Raw genomic sequence first — 22,857 nt, 5'->3', positions numbered from 1 at the left:
TCATGATATTCAGGAGCCTGAAAGCCTTACTCAATCCGGGTTTTCAGGTTAGTTTAATTTTCACAGGCTCCAAGTGATAAATAATATCACCATCTTGAGTAGATAGTTGTTTTTGTCCTTACATCAGTCCATCATAGTGAGTGAGTAGGATAGTATTTTGTTTGTTTTAAATGCTGAAAAACGGAGAGGGAGGGATTCGAACCCTCGGTACGGAGTTGCCTGCCGTACAACAGATTAGCAATCTGCCGCTTTCGACCACTCAGCCACCTCTCCACGGCCACGAATATGAATGATAGCAGATTTATTTAGGAGAGTCAAGGGTCAAAAGTCCAGAGTCTAGAGTACATAGAAAATATTTGAATTAATCTTGACCTTTGACTCTTGACTCCTGACTACTCTCTCATAGGACTTGCGATCGCATCCAAGCCAATGGCAAGGCGCGTAATTTTTTCCATTGGGGCACGTAGGCGCGCTGACTGAAAACATCATAGTTATTGCGTTCAATCACACCTAAAATCTGTCCATACAACATTGACGCTGTCCAGACTGGCCAACGGGCATCAGGTGCAAGATAAGTAATCCCCTGTTCTGCTTTTGTATAAAATTGGTGTGCCCGGTCGATTTGAAAGCGCATGAGCGATCGCCAGCGATCATCTACTACACCTTTGAAGAAGTCTTGTTCGGTGTAATTAAATCGTGCCAAGTCTTCTAGAGGAATGTAGATTCGCCCTCGTCTGGCATCTTCGCCAACATCCCGGAGGATATTGTTGAGTTGCATGGCAATTCCGAGGGCGATCGCTTCTTCGGTGGGAATATATGGTTGTTTGTGCTGGTGCCACGGAGCTGTGTTTGTGGTGGTATCCAAGCCCATCACTGCTGTTGACATTAAGCCGACAGTACCAGCGACGCGGTAACAGTAGAGGTATAACTCCTCAAAGGTTTCATAGCGACTGCGATATAAGTCCATCCGCTGACCGGCAATCATATCCCGAAAGGGCTGAATGTCTATCGGATAGCGTTGCAGGGTATCTAATAAAGCTACATCGAAATTTTCCAGTGGGTGTCCCGCGAAAATTGATTCCAGGTGCTGCTCCCATAGATCTAGGGTTTCTGGGGTGGTTAAAGCAGATGCAGGACCGTCTACCAATTCATCTGTACGGCGACACCAAGCATAGATGGCCCAAATAGCTCGGCGCTTTGCTGCACTCATCAGCAAAGTGCCGAGATAGAAAGTTTTGGCATACTTTTCTGTAATATGCCGACAAAGTTGATAAGACTCGTCCACAGAGACCAGCGTTTTCATGCGCGGGGGTGACTTAGGCAGTTGCAGCATTCGTTGCGGGCGATCGGGATAGCGTTTGTAAGTTGGAGGCATTTGCCACCGGGAGTGCTTCTCTTATCGCCTGCGCTGTCAGCTTACCAGAAAGTACGGCACCTTCCATACTGGCTAAGTAGCGTTGCATGGTGAAATCCCCTGTTAAGTAGAAGTTACTGATGGGTGTAACTTGTGAGGGACGGTGCTGTTGACGACCAGGAGTCGCTTTGTAAACTGAACGCGGCGTTTTCACCACATGATACTTCAGCAACTTTGCTGGATTGTCTACCCCAAAGTGGTTAGGGAAGAGTTTTTCTAACTCGGCAATTGTGGCAGCGACAATTTCCTCATCGGATTTGGCGATCCAATCTTTTGCGGGAGCTAGAACTAATTCCAGCATTGAGCGATCAGGGTTAGCGTATCCACGGCAGGTATTGCTCATATCAGCATAAACGCTGAGGAGGGGCGATCGCGAAAATAGTAAGTGGTCAATTTCTGTGAGTTTGCGATCGAACCATAGATGCAAGTTAATCACTGGTACGCCTTCCAAGCCTTCTAGCTTCTGGAAAAATTCCATTTGCTGCCAAGGTTTTGGTAGTATCACCTTCAGCGGATCAACTGGCATGGCTGATACATACAAATCAGCGGTGAACACTTCATCTTCTGCCCCATCCAATCCCCGCAGTAAAAATCCTTTGACTGTGCCATCGGGGTTGAGCAAAATTTCTTTTAAGGGGGCGTTGAGTCTGACTTCTCCACCGCCTGCGGTGATGTGATCTACTATTGGCTGACACAATCGCTCAGTTGGTGGACCATCAAGAAAGGCCATTGTCGAGCCTTTTTTCTCTTGGAGGAAGCGATTGAGGGCAGTTAACAGAATTGTGGCAGAAATTTCATCCGGGCCAATGAAGTTGAGTGATTTGCACATGGCAATGAAAACTTCGTCATTGACTCGTTCCGGAATGTTTTGTTTACGCAGCCACTCTGTCCAGGAGTATTTGTCCATTTCCTCAACGTATTTTTGCCCCTGAATCATTGCTGGAATCAGTCCTAGCCCAAATTTTATTTTTTCAGGCCAGGTGAGCATGTCGTTGTTTCGCAGAATTGCTATTACCCCATTTAAGGGGGCTGGCAAATCTGGGAAATCAAAGCGGCTGTAAGTTCCTGGATCATCGGGTTGATTGAAGATCATGCTGTGTTCTTTCCACTGCAAACGATCTTCAATATCTAGTTCTTTGAATAACTGCAACATATTGGGATAAGCCCCAAAAAAAATGTGCAGACCTGTTTCGTACCAGTCTCCATCAGAGTCTTGCCACGCTGCCACCTTGCCACCCAACACGTCTCGGCGTTCCAAGACAATGGGGGTGTGACCCGCGTCTGTGAGATATTTCGCGCAGGAAAGTCCTGCTAGACCCGCTCCCGCGATCGCTACTCGCATTTAACCCTACTGTTCTTCAATATTTCTTAATCGTTTAGTCGTTCTCATTATACGTTGCAATCTGTTACATTTAGCAGCCTTTGTGCGATCGCCTCCACAAAAACTTCTTGAAATCTACATATTGGCAAGCACCAGCATGATTTTTAATAAACTCTTTAGTTGGGCATTGGGCATAGGTTTTACTCACCATGTTTAATACCAACGCCCACACACTAACTCCAATGAAATGCCGCTAACTTTCGCTGTGGGATCAGCTTAACTTTATCTTTGAATGTCCTACCTTGGCAAACAAATTATTTGTGTTAATTAATACAGACTACAAACATATTTAAGTATTATCACAGTTGTGAATTAGTAAGCTTTTACATATTTTAAGTGGGAATTAAAGTAACCTATAAAAAAAATTAATTTAAAAGTTACTGATAGTTGAAAACAACATCTAAAAGTTTTATTTGCTTGTTTACTGGTAACAAGATATGATGATCCCCAGCCGAAATAATTGAACCTTTCGCATCTAAATTTACGAGGAATTTTTTTCTCTAGCAAAGAATATAATTCCCAATTGTCACGAGAAATAATCTTTAAACAAATCAGGGTTGCACTGTTCAGAAGTGCAGTTACTTGAGATTTAAACCGACCATGCTATTTTTTGGAATTTTTTGGATTACATCCTGGATTGGTTCTTTCTTGTCGTTGAGCGAAAACTTATCACCAAGTTTGACTTCAAAGATAGCTCCGACAGAAGTTACAAGCAATTTAGGTAAATTGGTAAGCAAGCATAGCCCACTAGATATGCTCTCTAAGCAGCCAGTAAATGTTTGGAGGACGACATTACTACCTACAAACTTTTTGAAAATGGATTGGGGAACTAAGGAATCACCAACAAACTTAGATAACCCACTCAAGCCTAAGAAGAAAGCAGTTAAAAGCAGTCAGAATCGACTTTGTCAGTCGAACATAGAAAATCTGGATGAACGGTCTATCTTAAAAAAGCCGCCCCGTTTAGCCTCTGCAGCTTTGATCAAAGCCAGCTTTCCTCATCGAGATTTTTTACCTAATAAAATCCTGCGATCGCTGCAAGATTTCTTTCGCTTTCACAATTCCCTAGAGCAAAGTTTCAATGCAGCTATCTTGCCAGTAGCAGTAGTCCACCGCAATCAAGAAACCTATGAAATCTGGGTAAATAACCGCCTTGTAGCGAATTTACCCAGCGAAATTCAAGCCAAGTCAATACAACAACGTTTGCTGCAACTACTGGCTTCGCCCAACCTAGATGCCAATCAATTACGACCGGCTTTAGTTGATGACATACCAGCCTTAATGGCAGGTAATCGCTTTTTATTTGGGATTGAAAAACAAATTTCTCGGCAGTTTAACCGGAGTGGCGACATATTAGCCATCGAGTGGATTAATAATCTGCGTAGTGCTTTAAAAGCACCAACCCTCACACTTCTAGAAGGGCAGCAACAAATGTATGGTTTGACCCCAACTGATGCCAAACTGTCTGGTTTAGCTTCTTGGTATGGTGGCTATTTTCACGGACGCATGACGGCGAATGGTGAGATATATAACCAAGATGAATTGACAGTTGCCCATAAATCCCTGCCTTTTAATACTTACTTGCAGGTGACGAACTTAAAAACAGGAAAAGCCGTGATTGTACGGGTGAACGATCGCGGCCCTTATATCCCACCCAGAAGTTTAGATCTATCACGAGAAGCCGCTCGTTGTATCAACAGTGAAGTAGCTGGGGTAGTACCATATCAAGCAGTGATATTGGACAGTAAAGCACCCAAAATGACTTTAAAACCGACAAACTTAGCAACTGGCAAACTCAAACCGACAAGAAAACTGGCATTAATCTCCGATTTTTAACAGTTATCAGTCAACAGTGAACAGTTAACAGTGAACAAACTGATAACTGTTCACTTACTTAGTTGCATCCTGAGCCACTAGCAATTACCATACCGTTGGGATAAAAAATTAAATGCTATGAGTTTACAGCCATAGGTAAAAGATTATGCCAGTATCGCAGGAGCTAAAACACTTTGGGAATCATTTGATTCTGGGTATTTCTGGCACTACTTTGAGTGATGAGGATAAATACGCACTCAGTGAACTGCAACCAGTAGGGGTGATTTTTTTTGCGAAAAACTTTTTGGATGGTGCCCCCTATGAGATTTGGTTACAAGCCTTTAAGGAGTTGATTGACCAGATCAGACAATACGCCGAACGGGATTCCATGTTCATTACCCTGGATCATGAGGGGGGTCGTGTTGTGCGGACACCGTTGCCAATTACGCGATTTCCTTATGCCTTTTTATTGCGATCGCACGCCCGCGAGGTAGCAAAAGCAACATCTGTCGAACTCAAATCTTTAGGCATCAATGTATCCTGGGCACCCATAGCCGATATTTATTCCCATCCGCAAAATCCGATTATTGGCGCCCGTGCTTTTGGTATCACTCCTGAGACTGCAGCCCAAGCTGCTGTTGAGTACTATCTCGGACTCCAGGAATCAGGAATTTTGGGAAGCGCCAAACACTTCCCAGGTCATGGAGACACAAGCAAGGACTCTCACATTGAGTTACCAATCCTTGATTTAACGATAGAAGACCTGCGAAATCGGGAACTGATACCGTTTAAAGCACTGATTGAGGCGCAAGTACCGTTAGTGATGACAGCCCACATCCTGTTTCCCAAAATAGACCCTGATGTACCAGCAACCCTATCTCAGGCTATTCTCAATGGCATCCTGCGCCAGGAACTGGGTTTTGATGGGGTGGTGGTGTCTGATGATTTGGATATGAAAGCTATTTCCGATATGTTTATCCAACCAGGGACTGTGGCGCGGTCAATTAATGCTGGTTGCGATTTATTTATCGTCTCGCGCAACATCAATTCATCATCGATTGAACGAACATATCAGATAGCTGCAAGTTTTGCCGATTCTCTGAGTAATGGGAGTCTTCAGGAGTCAGTAGTGGCTGCTGCGAGGGCGAGAATCGAGAAATTACTCGCGGTAACTCCGCAATATCTTGTTCATTATTTGGATAAAGATACTTTAAAACAACATGCCGAATTAGCGATCGCTTGTTCTTTCCAACAAGTCGGGGTGTGACTTAACTTAATCAACGCGGCTACTCACACTTTGCCAAAGCCTTTAAGTTTCTAAGCTTTCTTGTGATGAGTGCCAAAATCTAGCAATGCTAACCTGTTTTTTATCCTCTTCAACCTTGTAAACAATACGATATGGTCTGACGACCAGTTGACGAATATTGAAGTCATCAAACTCAGGCACTTTCTGACCTTGGAACGGGAACTGGCTCAATTCCCTAGTTTTTTCAAGAAGACGTTGCCCCAACTTCATTGCAGCTTCAGGATTATTCAAGGCAATGTACCTGACAATAGATTCTAAATCATGGACAGCCTTGGGAGATAGGATTACTTGGTAGTCCATGAATCAATCATCTTCTCAACCGCTGCAATCGATATACCTTTCCCTTGATCAATTTCTTCAAAACCTTCCCTGATGGCTGCGATAAACTCAATTTCTTGAACGATCTGATGAAAAGATACATCTGGAGGCAATCGCTTTACTAGCTCAATTACAGCTTCTTTATCACTCATAGCAGTTCAATGCTTTTATCCTATGAACAAGTAAATCTTATCTCATTGCCAAGAAATTTTACATTCCACCTCTCAAGAGCAAAACGAAAGCAGTTCCCCAATATCTTGTTCATCATTTAGATAAAGATATTTTAAAACAACATACCCAACAGGCGATCGCTCGTTCTTTCCAACAAGTCGGGGTGTGACTTAATTTAACTGATAACTGTTAAATCCCGTGACTTTTACCAATCACCCAATTACGCCGGAAAAACCGCGCCAAGGCTGACTCTTCCAACGATAAATAAATCGGGCGTCCGTGGGGACAGGTGCGGGGGTTGCGAGTGCGTTGCCATTGATCTAATAGTGTCTGCATTTCTGGCAGGTTCATAGGTGTACCATTACGAATGGCGCTGCGACAGGCGACTGCTACTTGGGCTGTTTGTAAGTCTCCACCCCAACTGAGTTCTAAAATTGCTTCGGCACAGTCTTCTCGCTGCTGTAACATTGCCGGTAAGGTGCGGACTGCCCAAAGTTGTTCGCCAAAGGGTTCTATGTCTAAACCAATGCGTTGCAGTTGGGAGACTTGGTTCTCTGTTAATTGATAGAGAATGATTGCGGGTTCAACAGGGATAATTTGCCAATCATCGCACAATTGCTCATACAAAACTCGTTCATGGGCGATGTGCTGTTCTACTAACCACATGCCCCCAGGATGTTCTACCACAATGTAGGTGTTGCTAACTTGAGCGATCGCTTTTAAAGAGTGCTGAGTCTCATCTTCATCAGAATTTTTGGGGTTAAAGTTATAACCACCTTTGGCTTCAGCGGCTTTGAGTAATTTACCGACTCGCGTTGTGTGAACAGCTTCCTTAATCGTGGCAGAATTGATGCGGAGTGCTTGATCAATGGCTTGGGTAACTTGTTCTTGCCAATAATTAACTTCGTTGAGATAAATTTCTGTTTTAGCGGGATTACGGTTCCAGTTGATTTGATCTGGGGAAATTGCCAGATGTAAGAAACAAACTGGATAGCGATCGCGTGGTAATGTTCTGTGAAATGCTGATAAAATCGCCTGCTCTAATTCTGGGCACTTGACTATCCGTCCGTTCATCGCTACCTTTACCCAATCTGGACGGTGGCGATGGCAACGATCAGGTAATCCTACCACCAAAGTCAGTGCTGAGTGCTGAGTGCTGAGTGCTGAGTTAGGGGGGTTAAGTAGTTCTAGTTTTACCTCTTGTAGGTCACTAGAGCGCACCTGGGGGAGGATTTGCGGTACTAGTTGTCCCATTGTCGCGGCGGGACAAATAGTGAAGTATTCTCGGTCATTTTGCCAAACTTGCCAGGTGACATGGGGATGACACAGCGCAATATGTTGGATTGTCGCTTGCACAGCTTTCATTTGCTGTGCTGCTGTAGGTAAACCCTGACGACGAGATAAGCAATTACCAAAAAGATTTGAGACTGTCACCACTGTACCAGGAGCGATCGCTGTTACTTCTACCTCGACAGCTTCTCCACCATCACCATAAACAACCCGCCAACCTAACTTCCCATTTGGTGGACGACTGAAAATCTCCAAATCTGCCAGAGTCGTCAAACTGTGCAACGCTTCACCACGAAACCCCAGACTGTGAATTTTCCACAAATCTGCACAATTGCGAATTTTACTGGTACTGTGGGCTGTGGCTGCTTGTTGCAAATCATCTAAGTTCATGCCACAACCATTATCTGCCACACGCACCCGCCACTGCTGCGGCCACAGAGACACCACAATTCTGGTTGCACCTGCGTCTAGGGAATTTTCCACTAATTCCCGCACTACAGCCGCTAGAGAGTCGATTACCTCTCCCGCTGTAATCAGATATACAACTTCTGTCGGTAGTGCTTGGATAATAGATGCCATAAATTATAGTTTATAGCTTCTGGGGAATTAGGGAGATGGGAAAGATGGGGAAGAAATAACTAATGAATCTTTCCCCAATGCCCAATTCCCTATAAATTCTTATTAATTGTAAAGAAATTTCAATTTAAATTAGAATCTTTGATAAATTGCTTGTGAGGTTATAAGCGGGAAAAGCTTATGAGTAGCAATTTAGCAGTTGATGTACACGATTTAAAGTCTCGTCTCGAATGGGGTCAACCGGCTTTTACAATTGTTGATGTGCGCGATCGCCCTTCCTACAATCACGGACGGATCTCTGGGGCTATCCAAATTCCTTTAGATGAGTTAGCGCAACGAGCCAAATCTGCTTTACATGCAGAACGCCATATCTATGTTTATGGTGCAGATGATCAACAAGCAGCCCATGCTGCCCAAACGCTGCAAGAGGCTGGGTTTGCTAAAGTCTCTGGAATTCCAGGTGGTCTTTCGGCTTGGAAATCCGTTGGTGGCGCTACAGAAGGTCTTGGCGCATAAAGTTGTTGATTGATTTGCTGATTAAACTTTTTGCGAAAATTCAAGATTGAGAGTTTTTCACCGCAGATGTAGACGAGTCAGCGTTGCTTCTCGTTTGCTGAAAGCATTCTTAGAGAAAAGGAGTGGTTTACCTCAGGGTAGGCTGCGAATAATTTGTGCGTCTGGGTGACAGGCGCGCAAAATTTCTTAATACAGTCAATCGCGGGAAAACCCACAAATAAACATATAAATTTAATTTATGCTGGGCGATCGCTTTTGAAATTTAAACTCTACACCAAGCCAGCTTGAAAAATCTGGGTTGGGGTGAGATTCAATTCCGGAAAAGTTTGGGAGACAATATAATCGCTATCTCGAAACTTACTTATCTGATATTCCCCATCAACCAAGTTACAGACAGAGATTGTCGGTTGTTTGGGATTGCCAATAAAATTACGTCCACCCAACGCTGCATAATCAACAATCCAGTATTCTGGGATACCCATCTCCTCATAATCCGCATATTTCAAGTGGTAATCGTCCCGCCAGTTGGTTGATACAACCTCAATTACCAAAGGTATTGATGCACCCAAACTCAGGGTAGATTGTTTTTTCCACAATGGTTCATTTACCAGATTTGCCCGATTTAGCACCAACACATCGGGAAAATACCCAGAATCTTTTTCAGGAGGTTTAACTATAGCTTGGCTGGGGATAAGGTAGGGGAGGTTTAATCGATCAAACTCTACCGTGAGTTTTCTGGCTGCAAAACCCTTTACTTCTTCGTGTTCCCCTACTGGTTGCGCCATTTCCACAATTTCCCCATTATGTAGTTCGTAGCGTACTCGTCGATTTTCGGGTAGCCAATCGACGAACTCCTCAAAGGTTAATAGCTTGGGTATGGCTTGAGTCATAGATGATAGAGAGTTATTGCTTGAGAAATATTATCCCTAATCTAGTTGATGCTGCCACATTTCAATAACCACAAGACGGAAAAATCCCATATCATATCCGAATATGGATGTTTTAAAGAAAATTTCCATACATTATGAAGTGTAGCCAAAAAGTATAAAACGTTGATTCATGGTAGGAAAAAGAATTGCTATAGCAGTTCTCGTTCGGATGCCACACAATCGAGGGCGGGAAAACCCATTGGTGTCAATTTAAGCTCAAACGCTTACCCGACAGGCATTTTACCCCACCCTTTAATCCCCTCCCCTTGGCAAGGGGCTACGGTGTACACACAAGTCTTGGGCGTTGCTGATTAATGGGATGATTTTTGTCTCACGCATAGACGCGGAGCGGCTTCCCGCAGGGTAGGCGCATTCGACGTTCGCGCAGCGTCTCGCAGAGAAGTCGTTCCCGAAGGGTAGACGCAAAGAATCAATATTCTGCTTTGTCCAAAAGTCTCAATTCATCCCGCATTTATGCAACGCCGCGATTATACCAATTCAAATAATGTTTGCAACACATACATTCTTCGTACGGGCACGGCACCCATAAACTATCGATTTTCCCGAAAGTCTATGGAAGCCGTGCCCCTACCCATCTGTTGCATTCTTTTTTAAATTGGTATTACTTCTCTACGAGACGCGAACGCTCCACTCGTAATGACAATTTAAGGGGTCTATAACGCTTGAAACCCTTTCAGATAGTACTTGTGTGTACACCGTAGCTTGGCAAGGGGAGGGGAGGTTTTGCATCAGCAAAGCCGGGGTGGGGTAATGCGAATAGTGATGATCAGTGAGTGAATTGAAGATCACCTCTTTACAAGGGTTTCACGTTAAGTTGACACCAATGGGGAAAACCCCGCCCCTACAGACTTTACGATTGAAAACTGTACCTCACTGATCTGAAAACCGCTATATTGTTATTCGACGTTTGCTTCTATCCTTCTAAATCAGAGTTTGAAGTCAATCCGAAGTCATAGCCTGCTAACGAACCTAAAATAAACGCTCACGAATTGGCTGCCCAGAGAATGGAGACATCGCTGTATTGCCTGAACATTGCATCAGCACTCACAAGCGTCATGCCTCCTGACTGAGTCTGTGCAATCAGCATTCTGTCAAACGGATCTCGGTGATGCAAGGGTAATGCAGCCGCTTGTAAAGCATGAGTTGCCGTAATTTCTAGCGATCGCGCTCCCAATTGCACCATACGGCTAGAAATGTAGCTATCGATTGGTTCTGGCAGTGGCAACTTTCCGATCGCAACTTTGATGCCTATTTCCCAAACGCTAGCAACAGAGAACCACAATTCGTTAGCTTCATCGCTAATGTGGGCGATCGCCTCATCACTCAGCCGCTCCGGTTGGGCAAACCACCACAACCAGCACTGAGTATCCACCAAGAGCTTCACTCTTCACCACCCTCGAATGCTGCCAAAATCTCTTCGGGCATTGAAGCGTCAAAGTCTTCTGGCACCATGAAACGCCCTCGATCCAGCCCTAAACTAGCTCGCCGATTGGATGAGACATGAAACGGAATCAATTTTGCAACTGGGATGCCTCGGTTGGAAATAATAATTTCTTCTCCAAGTTCCACACGAGACAACAGGCGTGAGAGATTCGTTTTGCAGTAATGAATATTGACAGTTTCCATCAATTATTAAGACTAAGTCCATGAACTAAGTCTAACATAGCTCAATGGTAGTGTAAGACTAATCGCTGTGCGATCACACTCACAAAGAGGGGATGAAATGCCCCAAGCTTTGCATAACAAGAGCTTTAGGGATGTTCTAACCCCTCGTGATTTGATGACTACAACATGCTAATTAATCTCTCATCGCCAAAACTTTTGGAGATTCAGGTTTGAGTAAACCGCTCAATAAGGATGCGGGACGTTTACCATGTGGCCAAGCAAAAGCATGACGGAAGGCTGCATCCTGACAAGCTTGCAGTTGTTCAAAACTGATAATGTCGTAAGTCAGGAGATTTTCATACTCAAATGGTAGACGCACATTGTGTAAGCCGGCGTTATCAGTGCAAATGGCGATGTCTACCCCAGCATCAAAACAGCGGTCAAAAACTACTTTTAGTTGACGTATATCTTGTAAAGTGCCTGTTTTTATGTAGGTTGTAGGGCAAACTTCCAAACACTGTCCGCGTCTAGCTACATCTGGGAGTAACTCTGGATACAGTAAAGGGATTTGAATACCGTGACCAATCCGCATTAGATAAGGTAACAATTCTGGGAAACAACCGGCGGTGGTTTCGTAAAGATGCCCTGTGGTTTTTACACCTTGCGATCGCGCATAATCATATAGCTTAATCCATTCCTCCTGGCGATCGGCATAATGACTATCACCCCCGGCAACGTCTATAGCACAGACATACTGTGGGTTTTGGGCTGCTAAATTCACAATCGCCTGATTCACTTCATAGGGTAGGCGCGTGTGCATACACAGAATTTGGCTAGTAACAATTGGGTATTGTTCTAAGCGACTTGCTTGTCCCACAACCTCGACAATTTCTGCCATCTTGTCAATTCTCTCTGATTGACTTAGATGTTCAGGTGTCCGCAAATAGGGAGTGTAGCGCAGTTCCAGATAAGCCAAATTTTCAAATATATAAGCACCCCGTAGCAAGCGGTAGATAAAGTAGGGCAAAGTTTCTACAGTTTGCACACTTTCTACTAGGGTATGTAATTCTAGATACTCATCTAGGGTGTTACGTGGACGTGTATAAAATTCTTCAAATTCTGGATAGTCCGCAAAGGGGGAAATTAATTCAGATCCATGTCTCTCAAAATATCGCCACAAGACACGAGGTACAACCGAACCGCCCAGATGCCGATGCAATTCAGCATATAAAGCCATAGTGGTTTTTGTCGGGAAAAATTTCATTAATTGTAACAAAAACCCCAAGAAAAAAAATCTATACCTGTAGAAAGATTCTATAAAGCTATTGTTAATTCTGACTGTTAATCGCACCAATAGTTTGCAATAACTCTTGTGCTGTACAGGGTTTGGCTAAAAATGCTTTAACACCCATACCAGCGACTTCCGCAATATTTTGACTGGATAACAGTCCACTAATGGCAATAATTTTGACATGGGGATTGATTTTTTGTAACGTGCGAATGGCGATCGCTCCATCCATTGTGGGCATCATCATATCTAGCAACACTACACTAATCTTTTGCTGATACTGTGCATAAATTGCTACTGCTTCTACACCATTATTAGCAGTTAAAACTTGATAATTATATGTTTCTAAAGATGCTTTAGTAATTTCCCTAATTACGGCTTCATCATCTACCACTAAAATTAACTCCCCATCTCCTTTATGTGGTTCTATTTCTGGAGAAAGGGCAGGTGTGATGTTGTCAGATGAGACAGGCAAATATACCTTGAATTCAGTACCTTTATTTACTTCGCTATATACATTCAAAAAACCACCGTGGTTTTTAATAATACCTAAAGCGGTAGACAAACCTAATCCTGTGCCTTTGCCTATCTCTTTAGTGGTGAAAAATGGTTCAAAAATTCGCTCTTGGATTTCTGGTGGCATTCCTGTGCCTGTATCAATCACTGAAATAGCGATATATGAACCCTCTTGAGCATCAAGATGCACTTGGGCATCGTGTTGATCAATTACCAGATTTTCTACTTCAATCTTCAAGCTACCACCATCAGGCATGGCATCACGAGCATTAACGACTAAATTCATCAGCACTTGATGCAATTGCGTGGTATTTCCAGAGATGTACCAGAGATTTTCTGCTAGTTCTGTCTGACAGGTGATGGATTTAGGGAATGTTTGCTTGACAATTTGCTCAATTTCTTGCACCAATTGTCTAACTTGGACAATTGTCCGTTTACCTTCCATTCCTCGGGCAAAAGACAACACTTGCTTGAGTAAATTAGCGCCGCGTCTGACATTCTTTTCTAAAGTTTGCAGCACTCGCTGACTCTGTTGATCGGGTAATTTCAGCTGCAATAGGTGAACTGACATTAACACGGGAGCAAGTACGTTGTTGAGGTCGTGAGCAATACCGCCAGCGAGAGTACCGATACTCTCTAAACGCTGCGATCGCAAAAGTTGAGCTTCTAGTTGTTTCTTTTGGGTAATTTCTGTGTTTACACTCAGGATGGATTTCGCTTGTCCATTCTCGTCTCGTACCAATGTCCAGCGGCTTTCGACGATGATTTCTCTACCATCTTTGTTCAATTGCTGTAACTCACCCCGCCACTCACCTTTGTTGACGACGGTAAATAAAGCATCATGTAGCTGTGGCTTAGTTGCATGATACAAAAGCCCGACAACATTCTTACCCAAAACTTCCTCCGCCTTCCAGCCATACAGACGTTCAGCACCTTGATTCCAGAATAAGATTTGGTTGTGGATATTACGCACCAGAATTGCATCAGTTGTCACATCTAGCAACGCTGCTTGTTCGCGGATTTTCTGTTCTGCAAACTTGCGCTTGGTGATATCTCGCGTCACCGCCAAATGTAGAAATGTACCATCAGATTCGTTAAGTAGTGGTACAGCATGAGTTTCCATCCAGAGACGAGTACCTCTAAATCCCACAATCTCGAACTCTAAAGTTCCTCTGTCACCTTGGCAAACAATTTCATGGAGCGCAAGATAATCTTTTCTATATTCTGGTGCGATCGCATCATACACAGATTTCCCAATTAAAGCATCAGCACTTTCTACTTCCATGATTGCCAGTCCAGAAGCATTAATTTCTAGGAGAGTACCATCCCTAGCAATCAATTTGATGCACTCTGGTTCCGCATCGATGATAGCGCGCAAACGATTTTCGCTTTGGCGCAAAGCTAATTCTGTCTGCTGCAGTCGGGTGATGTAACGCCATACCAAATCATACAATACCGCCAACAGCACCAAATCCACGAAAGCAGCTAGAGAAAATGAGGTAATTGACTTGTGAGAAATTACTTGCGATTGCTGAATGCGCTGCTGTAGTACATTTTTCTGGGCATCTATAAACTTGTGAATTAGCTGTTGAATATCGTTACTATAAGTCTGAGTGCGATGAGATAAAACTAACTGGCGCGCTACATCAAACCCTTGATTTTGATAGACAGCAACTTCTGCTTGTAGAGTGTTGAATCTGTTGGTGATTTTCTGCTCAAGTTCAGAAATTAACTCCTGCTTTTGCTGAGTTAATTTGCTGAGAATTTGTAGATTGCTATCAGTTTTTTGACGTGCCTCAAGATAGGTTTTAAAGTCTTCTGCATTTGCAAATAGTAAATAACTGCGTTGTGCAGTTTCAACATCTTTGATTGTCGCTAGGATATTTTCCAATTGAGTAATAATTTCCTGAGAGTCAGTCACCCATCGCTGGACATGAATCAGCTGCATAGTGTTGCCATAGGAAACTACAGCATTAATAACTAGCACTGCCAATGCCAGAATGAAAACTGCTCTCAGCTTGTGGATGATAGACAATTTCATCATGCGATCGCCCTTTATGCTGCCGATGTCACCAATCCGTTAAAATCAAAAATCAAGCACCAAACATCAGTCAAGAATCTTGGCAGCATGGGTAACATAGTAAAATCTATGGTGTTAAATCTTAAATGTAGAATAGCTTCACCATACTAGCAATACTTTACTAACCGCAATTACACAGTACCCTTGAGGCACAAGAGCCACTTAAAAGCTGCCTTTTATCTCCTCAAAGAATTTAGCAGCAATCTCAAGTTAAAAAAATGTCATTCTAGTTACATTTTACTAAAAAAATGCTGCTTTGACATCAATCACATCTCTTGTGCTGAACTGGTATCTGGCACATTTATGATTTACGAATATAGCACTTTCTTTGGATTGTTTTTATACATAAAATCGAAAATGGGCATAGCTAATTTTTAATATAGATTAATGTTGGCTAGTAATGTGGAACAAGTATGATACCAAAGTCAAATTTAAATCTTACTTTTTTCTAGTGACTGATAAGAAATGATCACATTTATCCTAACTACATAGTTATCATGTGGAAGAACAGGTATTGAAAATAAAAAAGGGTTACGGCGCTAGTTAATACTTACTGCTGAGAGCAAAATATTTTGGATGTTCTCAAGAAGAGTCGTCATACATCGCGGGAAGCCGCTTCTCTACGAGACGCTACGCGAACGCGTCTACATGAATTGCACCTACGGTAAAGTAAGGGTCTGGGCTATTGTTTGCGTAAGTCCTGAGAAATTTACCCAATAGGATTTTCGATTTATTCCACTGATAAATCTGGTTACTCTGTACTACTAAGGAAATATTGGTGATTTGTGAAGAATCATTAGTTATTTCTCCTTGTATCTCCCTGCTCCCGTTCCCAAAAATATGCTTGACATAATTCACGGAATATGTTGATAATTATTATTTGTGGAAACTTTACCTCTATAAAATAAACGCTTTGGCTAACGTCATTGTCATAGGTGCCCAGTGGGGCGATGAAGGAAAAGGTAAAATAACTGACTTACTCAGCCGCTCCGCAGATGTAGTGGTACGTTACCAAGGGGGTGTCAATGCTGGACACACTATTGTAGTGAAGGGTCAGACCTTTAAACTGCACTTAATCCCCTCTGGTATTTTGTATCCAGATACCGAGTGTATTATTGGCTGTGGGACAGTCATTGATCCACAGGTTTTGATAAAAGAACTCGATCAATTAGAAAAACTAAATATTTCTACTGCCAATCTGCTAATTTCTGAGACAGCCCACGTCACGATGCCCTACCATCGATTAATTGACCAGGCATCGGAAGAGCGACGGGGAAGTCATAAAATCGGTACAACAGGTAGAGGTATTGGTCCAACCTACGCTGACAAATCAGAGCGTATAGGCATCAGAGTTTTAGACTTGATGGAACCCCAGGGGTTACGTGACCAGCTAGAGTGGACGATTAATTATAAAAATCCCATTCTAGAAAAGCTTTATAACTTGCCGCCGCTCGACCCAGAAGTGGTAATTAATGAGTATCTGGGATATGCAGAACGGTTGCGTCCTTTCGTTGTAGATAGCTCATTGAAAATATATGATGCAATTCTGCGGCGACGGAATATTTTGTTTGAGGGCGCACAAGGTACACTCCTTGACCTAGATCATGGGACTTATCCCTACGTTACCTCCTCTAACCCAGTAGCGGGTGGGGCTTGCGTTGGTACAGGGCTAGGACCGACAATGATAGACCGAGTGATTGGAGTGTCGAAAGCGTATACAACGCGAGTAGGAGAAGGGCCATTTCCCACCGAATTGGACGGAAAAGTGGGAGAATTGTTATGCGATCGCGGCGCTGAATTTGGCACAACCACCGGCAGAAAGCGTCGCTGCGGCTGGTTTGACGCTGTGATTGGTCGCTATGCCGTCCGGATTAATGGTATGGACTGTTTAGCCATCACTAAACTGGATGTCCTTGATGAACTAGAGGAAATCAATGTTTGTATCGCCTATGACATAGATGGCGATCGCTGCGACCACTTCCCCACCAGTTCCCGGAAATTTGCCCGGTGTCGCCCTATTTACAAAACCTTACCAGGATGGCAGGTATCAACCAGTGACTGCCGCACCCTAGAAGACTTGCCCCAGCAAGCATTGGACTATTTAAAATTCTTAGCAGAATTAATGGAAGTCCCGATTGCGATCGTCTCCCTAGGAGCTAGCCGCGATCAAACCATCATCGTCGAAGACCCCATCCACGGACCCAAACGCGCTTTATTGCAAGCTGACGGCACCCCCGTTACTTTACTAAGCGCCTAAATCAGTGAACAGTGAACAGTGAACAGTAAACCTGATAACTGATAACTGATAACTGACACTTCGACTACGCTCAGTACAAGTAACTGATACTTCGACTACGCTCAGTACAAGTAACTGATAACTGTTGATCCTTGACAAATAACAACTCTTATGTCTATCACAGTCGAATCTCAAAAACGACCAGAAGGTAGCAAGCCGAAAGCCTTGCGCCGTTCTGGACTAATACCCGCCAATTTGTACGGTCATAAAGGTGCTGAATCAATTTCTTTAGTAGTTGATGCCAAAACTGTTGAGCGCCTGCTCAAACAAGCCGCTCCCAACAAGACAGAGATTGTACTTAGCATTCCTGAGCTTGAGTGGACTGGTACAACCGTGCTGCGAGAAGTTCAGATCCATCCAGCAAAAGGTACAACTTACCACCTAAGTTTTTTCGCCACCGCTAAAGGCTAAGTTTAGGTGCATATATTGTCCTTCTTGCCACTTCTTTCTTTGTAATAATTACTGATGATGCCAGGGATAAAACCCTGGTTTTTTGTTAAGCTAACAGCGGATGAAGAGGCAGGGAGCAGGGAGCAGGGGGAGAAATAAATAAATGTTGACTCCTGACTCTTGACTCTTGACTCTTGACTCTTGACTCTTGACCAATGACAAATGACAAATGACCAGTGACAAATGACCAATGACAAATATTCCAGCGTTAATTCAACACATGTTACAGCCTGGATTTTATCCCCATGCAGTAACAGAACCAATTCAATTGATTCAAACCCACGTCTCTTATGTATTGTTAACTGGAGATTATGCTTATAAGCTAAAAAAACCCGTAAATTTCGGGTTTTTGGACTTTTCTACGTTGGAAAAACGGCAGCATTTTTGTCACGAAGAGTTGCGGTTGAATCAACGAGGAGCAGGCGAATTGTATTTGGAAGTTCTACCTGTGACACTGGAGGGAGAGGAATACCATCTGGGGGGAGCAGGAGAACCTGTCGAATATGCGCTGAAGATGCGCCAGTTTCCTCAAGAAGCACTGTTTAGCTCCTTATTTGCAGATGGTAAGTTAAGTGAGGCAGACCTAGAAGAATTGGGACGGGTAGTGGCTCAATACCATGCCAAAACCGAGACTAATGATTATATTCGGAGTTTTGGTGAAGTCCCTCAAGTTAAGGCTGCTCATGACGAGAATTACGAGCAAACTGAGAAATACATCGGTGGCCCGCAAACACAGATACAATTTGATGAGACTAAGGCATATACCGAGCGGTTTTTTGTAGAAAGACAAGAGCTATTTCAAAGTAGAATCCAAAATAATTACATTCGTGAGTGTCATGGGGATTTACACCTCAGAAATATTGCTCTTTGGCAAGATAAAATTCTACTGTTCGATTGCATTGAGTTCAACGAGCCATTTCGCTTTGTCGATGTCATGTATGACATTGCTTATGCTGTGATGAATTTGGAAGGACAGCAACGAAAGGATTTGAGTAATGCGTATTTAAATGCTTATGTAGAGCAGACTGGTGATTGGGAAGGGTTACAGGTACTACCTATATATTTAATCCGTCAGTCCTATGTACGGGCTAAGGTAACTTCATTTTTGTTAGATGATCCTGGTGTACCACTGGCGGAGAAAGAGGAGGCAAGCAAAACAGCCGCTGCATACTATCAGCTGGCTTGGGAATATACTAAACCCAAGCAAGGGCAACTAACTTTGATGTCAGGGTTGTCGGGTTCTGGGAAGAGTACAACAGCGCGATATTTAGCACGTCAACTAGGAGCAATTCACATTCGCTCAGATGCAGTGCGGAAACATTTGGCGGGAATTCCCCTGTTAGAACGTGGAGGGGATGATGTGTATACGCCCGAAATGACTGAGAAAACTTATGCACGGTTGTTGGAATTGGGAACTATACTAGCTAATCAAGGTTTTTCAGTAATTTTGGATGCCAAGTATGACCGACAACAATTGCGACAAGAAGCAATATCCGCCGCCGAAAAGTATCAAATTCCTCTCAAAATTATCCACTGCACAGCACCACTAGAAGTTTTGCAGGAACGTCTGGTTAATCGCACTGGTGATATTGCTGATGCTACCGCTGATTTATTAGCGTCCCAACTTCAGCAAGCAGAACCTTTTACAGATGCAGAAAAACCTTACGTAAAAATTTTGGATACAACTCAACCGCTAAATCAGTTATCAGTGAACAGTGAACAGTAATCAATGAACTAAGTAGGTCGGCGTAAATAATTATCATTGGAATAAGGCAGGAGACAGTGTTTCGACTGCGCTCAACAACCAGCCAGAATACAGGAGAGAATAGGGTTTAGGCTTCTTTACATAGTTTGATTTTATTGTGCCGAGTTACTTAACTGATAACTGATACTTCGACTACGCTACCTCGGCTCCGCTCGGCACAAGTCAGTACAAGTAACTGATAACTGATAACTGATACTTCGACTACGCTCAGTACAAGTAACTGATAACTGTAATAGCCCTGTTTAACTCATGGCCAAAAATAATAACTTTCTCAATTTTCCTGCAGAATTCATTTCTCAACTGATATTTGCGGCGTTTTTGATACTCATCTTAACGCTGACAGGGACTTCATTAAGCTTCAGCATTTTCTTGGGTATCATCGGCGGTTTAACTTTAGGTTGGATCACCACTGCTAGCAAAAACAACCCCAAACCCCAATCTATTGCTTCCTCGGAAGGTATCGATGCGGCGCTGAAATATTGGTTATTTTTCTTGCTTGGCTTTTCGTTGTTGGGATATCCAGCACCCATAAGTATTTTGCTGGGAGGAATAGCTGCTTTAGGCGGGGGTTGGATTATTGCTTGGTGGGGAAGCAAGGAAGAAACGAGAACTCAGCTACCAGCAGAAACTACAGAGGATGTTGCAGCTGAACAGCCTAGCGAAAGAAGTACTAGACAGCAAAAAAGAAGAGTTACCCGTCGGTTTCGTCGCACTGCTGCTGGGGGTATCAATTTTAAGTTTTGGGAAAGGTAATGGGGATTGGGGATTGGGGACTGAGTGAGGAAGTGAGAAATCACAAATGCCCAATACTTCTCTTCGAGAGGCTACGCCTAGAGTGTTAACTCTGTGCCTTTTTAGAAGGTAAAAATTCATGCAGAATATGTGTTGTCATTGCGAGGAACGAAGCAATCGCGGGGATTGTTTCGCTCCGCTCACAATGACACCAGAGAGATTTTCCACTCTCACGAAAATAGCATGAACTGAAAATCACCAAATTTCATCAAAGTCAACAGCCTAGTGGTTTGTCAATTTTGTTTTGAGGGGTTTTTGGTAGTGCGGGACGAAAAGCCCGCGTGAGCGAGACGCTCACACTACAGTCCCTCATTTCAACCCTGACAGACTACTAGGCTACGCCCTAAGCGGAGCTATGCCGCAGGCTTTACGACTGCACTCATTACAAGTGCCCAATGCCCTATTCCCCATTCCCCATTATGTTTTTGTATCTTTCTAAGTTACTGCCGTTGTTCTTTTATCCCCTAGGATTAGCTTGTATAAGTTTGGTAGTGGCGTTGGTGATGTTGTGGAAAAGACCGCACATTGCAGCAGGTGCGATCGCCTTTGCACTAATTTTATTACTTTTGTGTAGTAACGGCTGGGTTTCTCACTGGTTGGTGCGATCGCTAGAATGGCAAAATATCCCACTCACTCCCATACCTAATGCAGAAGCTATTGTAGTTTTGGGTGGTGCAACTAAATCGGCTTTTCCACCACGTCCTGGTGTTGATTTGAGTGAAACAGGCGATCGCGTTATCTATGCAGCTCAACTATATCGCCAACAAAAAGCGCCGCTCATCATTCTCAGTGGTGGACGCATTAATTGGCGCGGTGGTGGTGCTTCAGAATCGGCGGATATGGCAGATATTCTCACATCTCTTGGCATACCACCACAGGCCATTGTCCAAGAGCCAGATTCTCTCAATACTTATCAAAATGCCGTGAATGTACGGAACATTCTCCAGTCTCGGAATATTCGGCAAGTATTATTAATTACTTCAGCGATACACATGCCGCGATCGCTCAAAATTTTTCAGCGTCAAGGCATTGAAGCCATTGCTGCACCTACTGATTTTCTCATTAGTGAAAACGAAGTACAAGAACTCAGCAGTTCTCCCAAAGCTGCAATCCTAAATTTATTACCTGACACCGATAATTTGCACCAGTTTACTAACGCCTTAAAAGAATATATCGGTCTTTTTGTTTACAGCTTGCGTGGCTGGCTATAATTTCAACAGTTATCAGTTACTTGTACTGACTTGTGCCGAGCGGAGCCGAGGTAGCGTAGTCGAAGTATCAGTTATCAGTTATCAGTTACTTGTACTGACTTGTGCCGAGCGGAGCCGAGGTAGCGTAGTCGTAAAGCCTGCGGCACAGCTCCGCTTAGGGCGTAGCCGACGCACCAGAAGTATCAGTGAACAGTTATCAGTTTTCAACGTCTCAAGACGTAGCAGTCGTCACTCACTGACATTATGTCTAAAAATCTGCCTTATATTATTCCTGCAACTCCACCCGAAATTGATGAAACCTTTGGCGCTCATCAAACAACCCGCCAGTTTTATCAAGAAGTTCAGACGCGGTCAGAATTTGACCTTTATTGTCAGTGGTATCGTACAACAGCAAAACAAAATCGCCAACAGCTCGAAAAAATGCGCGGCGAGCTGAATATATTACAGTGGTTTCGCCGCTCCACAAGAATTTAAATGATTTCTAACTCGTTTTCACGTAAATGGGCTTTAAATTTTTTACTAAACTTGACTACAATCGGCAAATTAGCACTCACAGGTCTACCTTGCCATTGAGTTGCAAAAGTTTCAACTTCGCCTTCAGAGCCTTTAAGGTCAAAAGGCTGACTGCGATGCTCAGGATGATGGTAGACTATCACCGAATTTATAATACGGACGCGATCGCCAACTTTCATAACACCATTTACACCTAGCTTTTCTTTGTCTACAAGTATCTCCACAGCCATCCCTCTCTGAACCTGCTTTTTTGAAAAAAAGACTGCTCGAAATAGTCAAGCTGCACATTTAAATTAATACCAACGGCTGCTGAACGCCTCTGCATAGGCTATACAAGCAAAGCCTGCCAATGCAGGCTCTGACAGCAATGAGTCAGCCACACCAAAGTCGCCTAGTACTTTGACTTTACAGTTGACTTGTCATCTCTCGCAGTTAAACAAACTTTCCCAAGGAGTTTGTCATTACAAGGAATTTTCCAGAACGTTCCGGAAATGTCCCATATCACGAAAAAGCCCACTTGACTGCGATTATGTGCTTTAACAATAACTTTCATTCTACAACAAATAGACCTTCTATTATAACTCTTGGAGATGGGGGAGATGAG

20 protein-coding genes and 1 tRNA gene are annotated in these 22,857 nt (G+C 43.4%); 9 read left to right on the top strand and 12 right to left on the bottom strand.

The features are described from left to right. Positions 1 to 181 precede the first annotated feature (181 nt). The 3 genes from CAL7507_RS17585 to pds form a co-directional block, all read right to left on the bottom strand. Positions 182 to 273: transfer RNA gene (locus CAL7507_RS17585), tRNA-Ser, on the bottom strand. A gap of 127 nt (positions 274 to 400) precedes the next feature. Beyond that, positions 401 to 1,333, bottom strand: a complete 933-nt coding sequence (crtB, locus tag CAL7507_RS17580) for a 15-cis-phytoene synthase CrtB (protein ID WP_015129833.1) — start codon at positions 1,331 to 1,333, stop codon at positions 401 to 403. Further along, entirely contained in the window at positions 1,317 to 2,756 is a 1,440-nt protein-coding gene (gene pds / locus CAL7507_RS17575) for a 15-cis-phytoene desaturase (protein ID WP_015129832.1), read from the bottom strand. The genes crtB and pds overlap by 17 nt, the downstream gene beginning before the upstream one ends. A 639-nt stretch (positions 2,757 to 3,395) precedes the next feature. Here pds and CAL7507_RS17570 point away from each other — a divergent pair. Together CAL7507_RS17570 and CAL7507_RS17565 are read left to right on the top strand one after the other, a co-directional pair. Beyond that, positions 3,396 to 4,631, top strand: a complete 1,236-nt coding sequence (locus tag CAL7507_RS17570; RefSeq protein WP_015129831.1) for a septal ring lytic transglycosylase RlpA family protein — start codon at positions 3,396 to 3,398, stop codon at positions 4,629 to 4,631. Between the two features lie 145 nt (positions 4,632 to 4,776). Continuing rightward, a complete protein-coding gene (locus CAL7507_RS17565) occupies positions 4,777 to 5,877 on the top strand; it encodes a glycoside hydrolase family 3 protein (RefSeq protein WP_015129830.1) in 1,101 nt (366 codons plus the stop codon). A 42-nt stretch (positions 5,878 to 5,919) separates the two neighbouring features. Here the strand turns inward: CAL7507_RS17565 and CAL7507_RS17560 are convergent, their stop codons facing one another. The 3 genes from CAL7507_RS17560 to mutL all read right to left on the bottom strand — a co-directional run bounded on the left by CAL7507_RS17560 (position 5,920) and on the right by mutL (position 8,274). After that, positions 5,920 to 6,216 carry a type II toxin-antitoxin system RelE/ParE family toxin gene (locus CAL7507_RS17560; protein WP_015129829.1) on the bottom strand — a complete coding sequence of 99 codons (297 nt, stop codon included), beginning with the start codon at positions 6,214 to 6,216 and terminating at the stop codon, positions 5,920 to 5,922. Then, positions 6,201 to 6,386, bottom strand: coding sequence for a hypothetical protein (locus CAL7507_RS17555; RefSeq protein WP_015129828.1), 186 nt, complete (start codon positions 6,384 to 6,386; stop codon positions 6,201 to 6,203). Before CAL7507_RS17555 ends, CAL7507_RS17560 begins: the two co-directional genes overlap by 16 nt. 208 nt (positions 6,387 to 6,594) lie before the next feature. Further along, positions 6,595 to 8,274: a DNA mismatch repair endonuclease MutL gene (gene mutL / locus CAL7507_RS17550; protein ID WP_015129827.1), complete on the bottom strand. Its 1,680-nt coding sequence runs from the start codon at positions 8,272 to 8,274 to the stop codon at positions 6,595 to 6,597. Between the two features lie 177 nt (positions 8,275 to 8,451). Here mutL and CAL7507_RS17545 point away from each other — a divergent pair, with 177 nt between their 5' ends. Beyond that, positions 8,452 to 8,787, top strand: coding sequence for a rhodanese-like domain-containing protein (locus tag CAL7507_RS17545; protein ID WP_015129826.1), 336 nt, complete (start codon positions 8,452 to 8,454; stop codon positions 8,785 to 8,787). A 269-nt stretch (positions 8,788 to 9,056) separates the two neighbouring features. Here the strand turns inward: CAL7507_RS17545 and CAL7507_RS17540 are convergent, their stop codons facing one another. From CAL7507_RS17540 to CAL7507_RS17520, 5 genes are all read right to left on the bottom strand, one after another. Next, on the bottom strand, positions 9,057 to 9,677 hold the full coding sequence (locus tag CAL7507_RS17540; protein ID WP_015129825.1) for a Uma2 family endonuclease: 621 nt from the start codon (positions 9,675 to 9,677) through the stop codon (positions 9,057 to 9,059). Positions 9,678 to 10,719: 1,042 nt separating this feature from the next. After that, positions 10,720 to 11,121: a type II toxin-antitoxin system VapC family toxin gene (locus CAL7507_RS17535; protein ID WP_015129824.1), complete on the bottom strand. Its 402-nt coding sequence runs from the start codon at positions 11,119 to 11,121 to the stop codon at positions 10,720 to 10,722. Then, the gene (locus tag CAL7507_RS17530) at positions 11,118 to 11,363 is read right to left on the bottom strand and encodes a type II toxin-antitoxin system Phd/YefM family antitoxin (protein WP_015129823.1); all 246 of its coding nucleotides are present in this window, start codon (positions 11,361 to 11,363) and stop codon (positions 11,118 to 11,120) included. The genes CAL7507_RS17535 and CAL7507_RS17530 overlap by 4 nt, the downstream gene beginning before the upstream one ends. 172 nt (positions 11,364 to 11,535) lie before the next feature. Continuing rightward, positions 11,536 to 12,579 carry an adenosine deaminase gene (locus CAL7507_RS17525; RefSeq protein WP_015129822.1) on the bottom strand — a complete coding sequence of 348 codons (1,044 nt, stop codon included), beginning with the start codon at positions 12,577 to 12,579 and terminating at the stop codon, positions 11,536 to 11,538. Between the two features lie 91 nt (positions 12,580 to 12,670). Then, a complete protein-coding gene (locus tag CAL7507_RS17520) occupies positions 12,671 to 15,190 on the bottom strand; it encodes a PAS domain S-box protein (RefSeq protein ID WP_015129821.1) in 2,520 nt (839 codons plus the stop codon). 949 nt (positions 15,191 to 16,139) lie between these two features. Between CAL7507_RS17520 and CAL7507_RS17510 the strand changes: the two genes are divergently transcribed. The 6 genes from CAL7507_RS17510 to CAL7507_RS17485 all read left to right on the top strand — a co-directional run bounded on the left by CAL7507_RS17510 (position 16,140) and on the right by CAL7507_RS17485 (position 22,214). After that, a complete protein-coding gene (locus CAL7507_RS17510) occupies positions 16,140 to 17,483 on the top strand; it encodes an adenylosuccinate synthase (RefSeq protein ID WP_015129820.1) in 1,344 nt (447 codons plus the stop codon). A 150-nt stretch (positions 17,484 to 17,633) separates the two neighbouring features. Beyond that, positions 17,634 to 17,933 carry a 50S ribosomal protein L25 gene (gene rplY, locus CAL7507_RS17505; RefSeq protein ID WP_015129819.1) on the top strand — a complete coding sequence of 100 codons (300 nt, stop codon included), beginning with the start codon at positions 17,634 to 17,636 and terminating at the stop codon, positions 17,931 to 17,933. Between the two features lie 229 nt (positions 17,934 to 18,162). Continuing rightward, entirely contained in the window at positions 18,163 to 19,698 is a 1,536-nt protein-coding gene (locus CAL7507_RS17500) for an AAA family ATPase (protein ID WP_015129818.1), read from the top strand. 288 nt (positions 19,699 to 19,986) lie between these two features. Beyond that, positions 19,987 to 20,490, top strand: a complete 504-nt coding sequence (locus CAL7507_RS17495) for a hypothetical protein (protein ID WP_015129817.1) — start codon at positions 19,987 to 19,989, stop codon at positions 20,488 to 20,490. Positions 20,491 to 20,948: 458 nt separating this feature from the next. Then, a complete protein-coding gene (locus CAL7507_RS17490) occupies positions 20,949 to 21,740 on the top strand; it encodes a YdcF family protein (RefSeq protein WP_015129816.1) in 792 nt (263 codons plus the stop codon). Between the two features lie 243 nt (positions 21,741 to 21,983). Next, positions 21,984 to 22,214, top strand: a complete 231-nt coding sequence (locus CAL7507_RS17485; RefSeq protein ID WP_015129815.1) for a hypothetical protein — start codon at positions 21,984 to 21,986, stop codon at positions 22,212 to 22,214. Here the strand turns inward: CAL7507_RS17485 and CAL7507_RS17480 are convergent. Next, positions 22,211 to 22,483: a ferredoxin-thioredoxin reductase variable chain gene (locus CAL7507_RS17480; protein ID WP_015129814.1), complete on the bottom strand. Its 273-nt coding sequence runs from the start codon at positions 22,481 to 22,483 to the stop codon at positions 22,211 to 22,213. The genes CAL7507_RS17485 and CAL7507_RS17480 overlap by 4 nt on opposite strands. Positions 22,484 to 22,857: the final 374 nt, after the last annotated feature.

The sequence above is a fragment of the Calothrix sp. PCC 7507 genome (assembly GCF_000316575.1).
In the GTDB taxonomy this organism is placed as follows: domain Bacteria; phylum Cyanobacteriota; class Cyanobacteriia; order Cyanobacteriales; family Nostocaceae; genus Fortiea.
This window is presented reverse-complemented; position numbering and strand designations above follow the sequence as displayed.

Bases quoted from the DNA above. Each gene is read 5' to 3' on its own strand.
- CAL7507_RS17540 (WP_015129825.1), bottom strand. From the start codon at position 9,677: ATGACTCAAGCCATACCCAAGCTATTAACCTTTGAGGAGTTCGTCGAT.
- CAL7507_RS17490 (WP_015129816.1), top strand. From the start codon at position 20,949: ATGTTTTTGTATCTTTCTAAGTTACTGCCGTTGTTCTTTTATCCCCTA.
- CAL7507_RS17570 (WP_015129831.1), top strand. From the start codon at position 3,396: ATGCTATTTTTTGGAATTTTTTGGATTACATCCTGGATTGGTTCTTTC.
- mutL (WP_015129827.1), bottom strand. From the start codon at position 8,274: ATGGCATCTATTATCCAAGCACTACCGACAGAAGTTGTATATCTGATT.
- rplY (WP_015129819.1), top strand. From the start codon at position 17,634: ATGTCTATCACAGTCGAATCTCAAAAACGACCAGAAGGTAGCAAGCCG.
- CAL7507_RS17495 (WP_015129817.1), top strand. From the start codon at position 19,987: ATGGCCAAAAATAATAACTTTCTCAATTTTCCTGCAGAATTCATTTCT.
- CAL7507_RS17560 (WP_015129829.1), bottom strand. From the start codon at position 6,216: ATGGACTACCAAGTAATCCTATCTCCCAAGGCTGTCCATGATTTAGAA.
- CAL7507_RS17485 (WP_015129815.1), top strand. From the start codon at position 21,984: ATGTCTAAAAATCTGCCTTATATTATTCCTGCAACTCCACCCGAAATT.
- CAL7507_RS17555 (WP_015129828.1), bottom strand. From the start codon at position 6,386: ATGAGTGATAAAGAAGCTGTAATTGAGCTAGTAAAGCGATTGCCTCCA.
- CAL7507_RS17545 (WP_015129826.1), top strand. From the start codon at position 8,452: ATGAGTAGCAATTTAGCAGTTGATGTACACGATTTAAAGTCTCGTCTC.
- CAL7507_RS17480 (WP_015129814.1), bottom strand. From the start codon at position 22,483: ATGGCTGTGGAGATACTTGTAGACAAAGAAAAGCTAGGTGTAAATGGT.
- CAL7507_RS17520 (WP_015129821.1), bottom strand. From the start codon at position 15,190: ATGATGAAATTGTCTATCATCCACAAGCTGAGAGCAGTTTTCATTCTG.
- CAL7507_RS17525 (WP_015129822.1), bottom strand. From the start codon at position 12,579: ATGGCTTTATATGCTGAATTGCATCGGCATCTGGGCGGTTCGGTTGTA.
- CAL7507_RS17565 (WP_015129830.1), top strand. From the start codon at position 4,777: ATGCCAGTATCGCAGGAGCTAAAACACTTTGGGAATCATTTGATTCTG.
- crtB (WP_015129833.1), bottom strand. From the start codon at position 1,333: ATGCTGCAACTGCCTAAGTCACCCCCGCGCATGAAAACGCTGGTCTCT.
- pds (WP_015129832.1), bottom strand. From the start codon at position 2,756: ATGCGAGTAGCGATCGCGGGAGCGGGTCTAGCAGGACTTTCCTGCGCG.
- CAL7507_RS17500 (WP_015129818.1), top strand. From the start codon at position 18,163: ATGACAAATATTCCAGCGTTAATTCAACACATGTTACAGCCTGGATTT.
- CAL7507_RS17530 (WP_015129823.1), bottom strand. From the start codon at position 11,363: ATGGAAACTGTCAATATTCATTACTGCAAAACGAATCTCTCACGCCTG.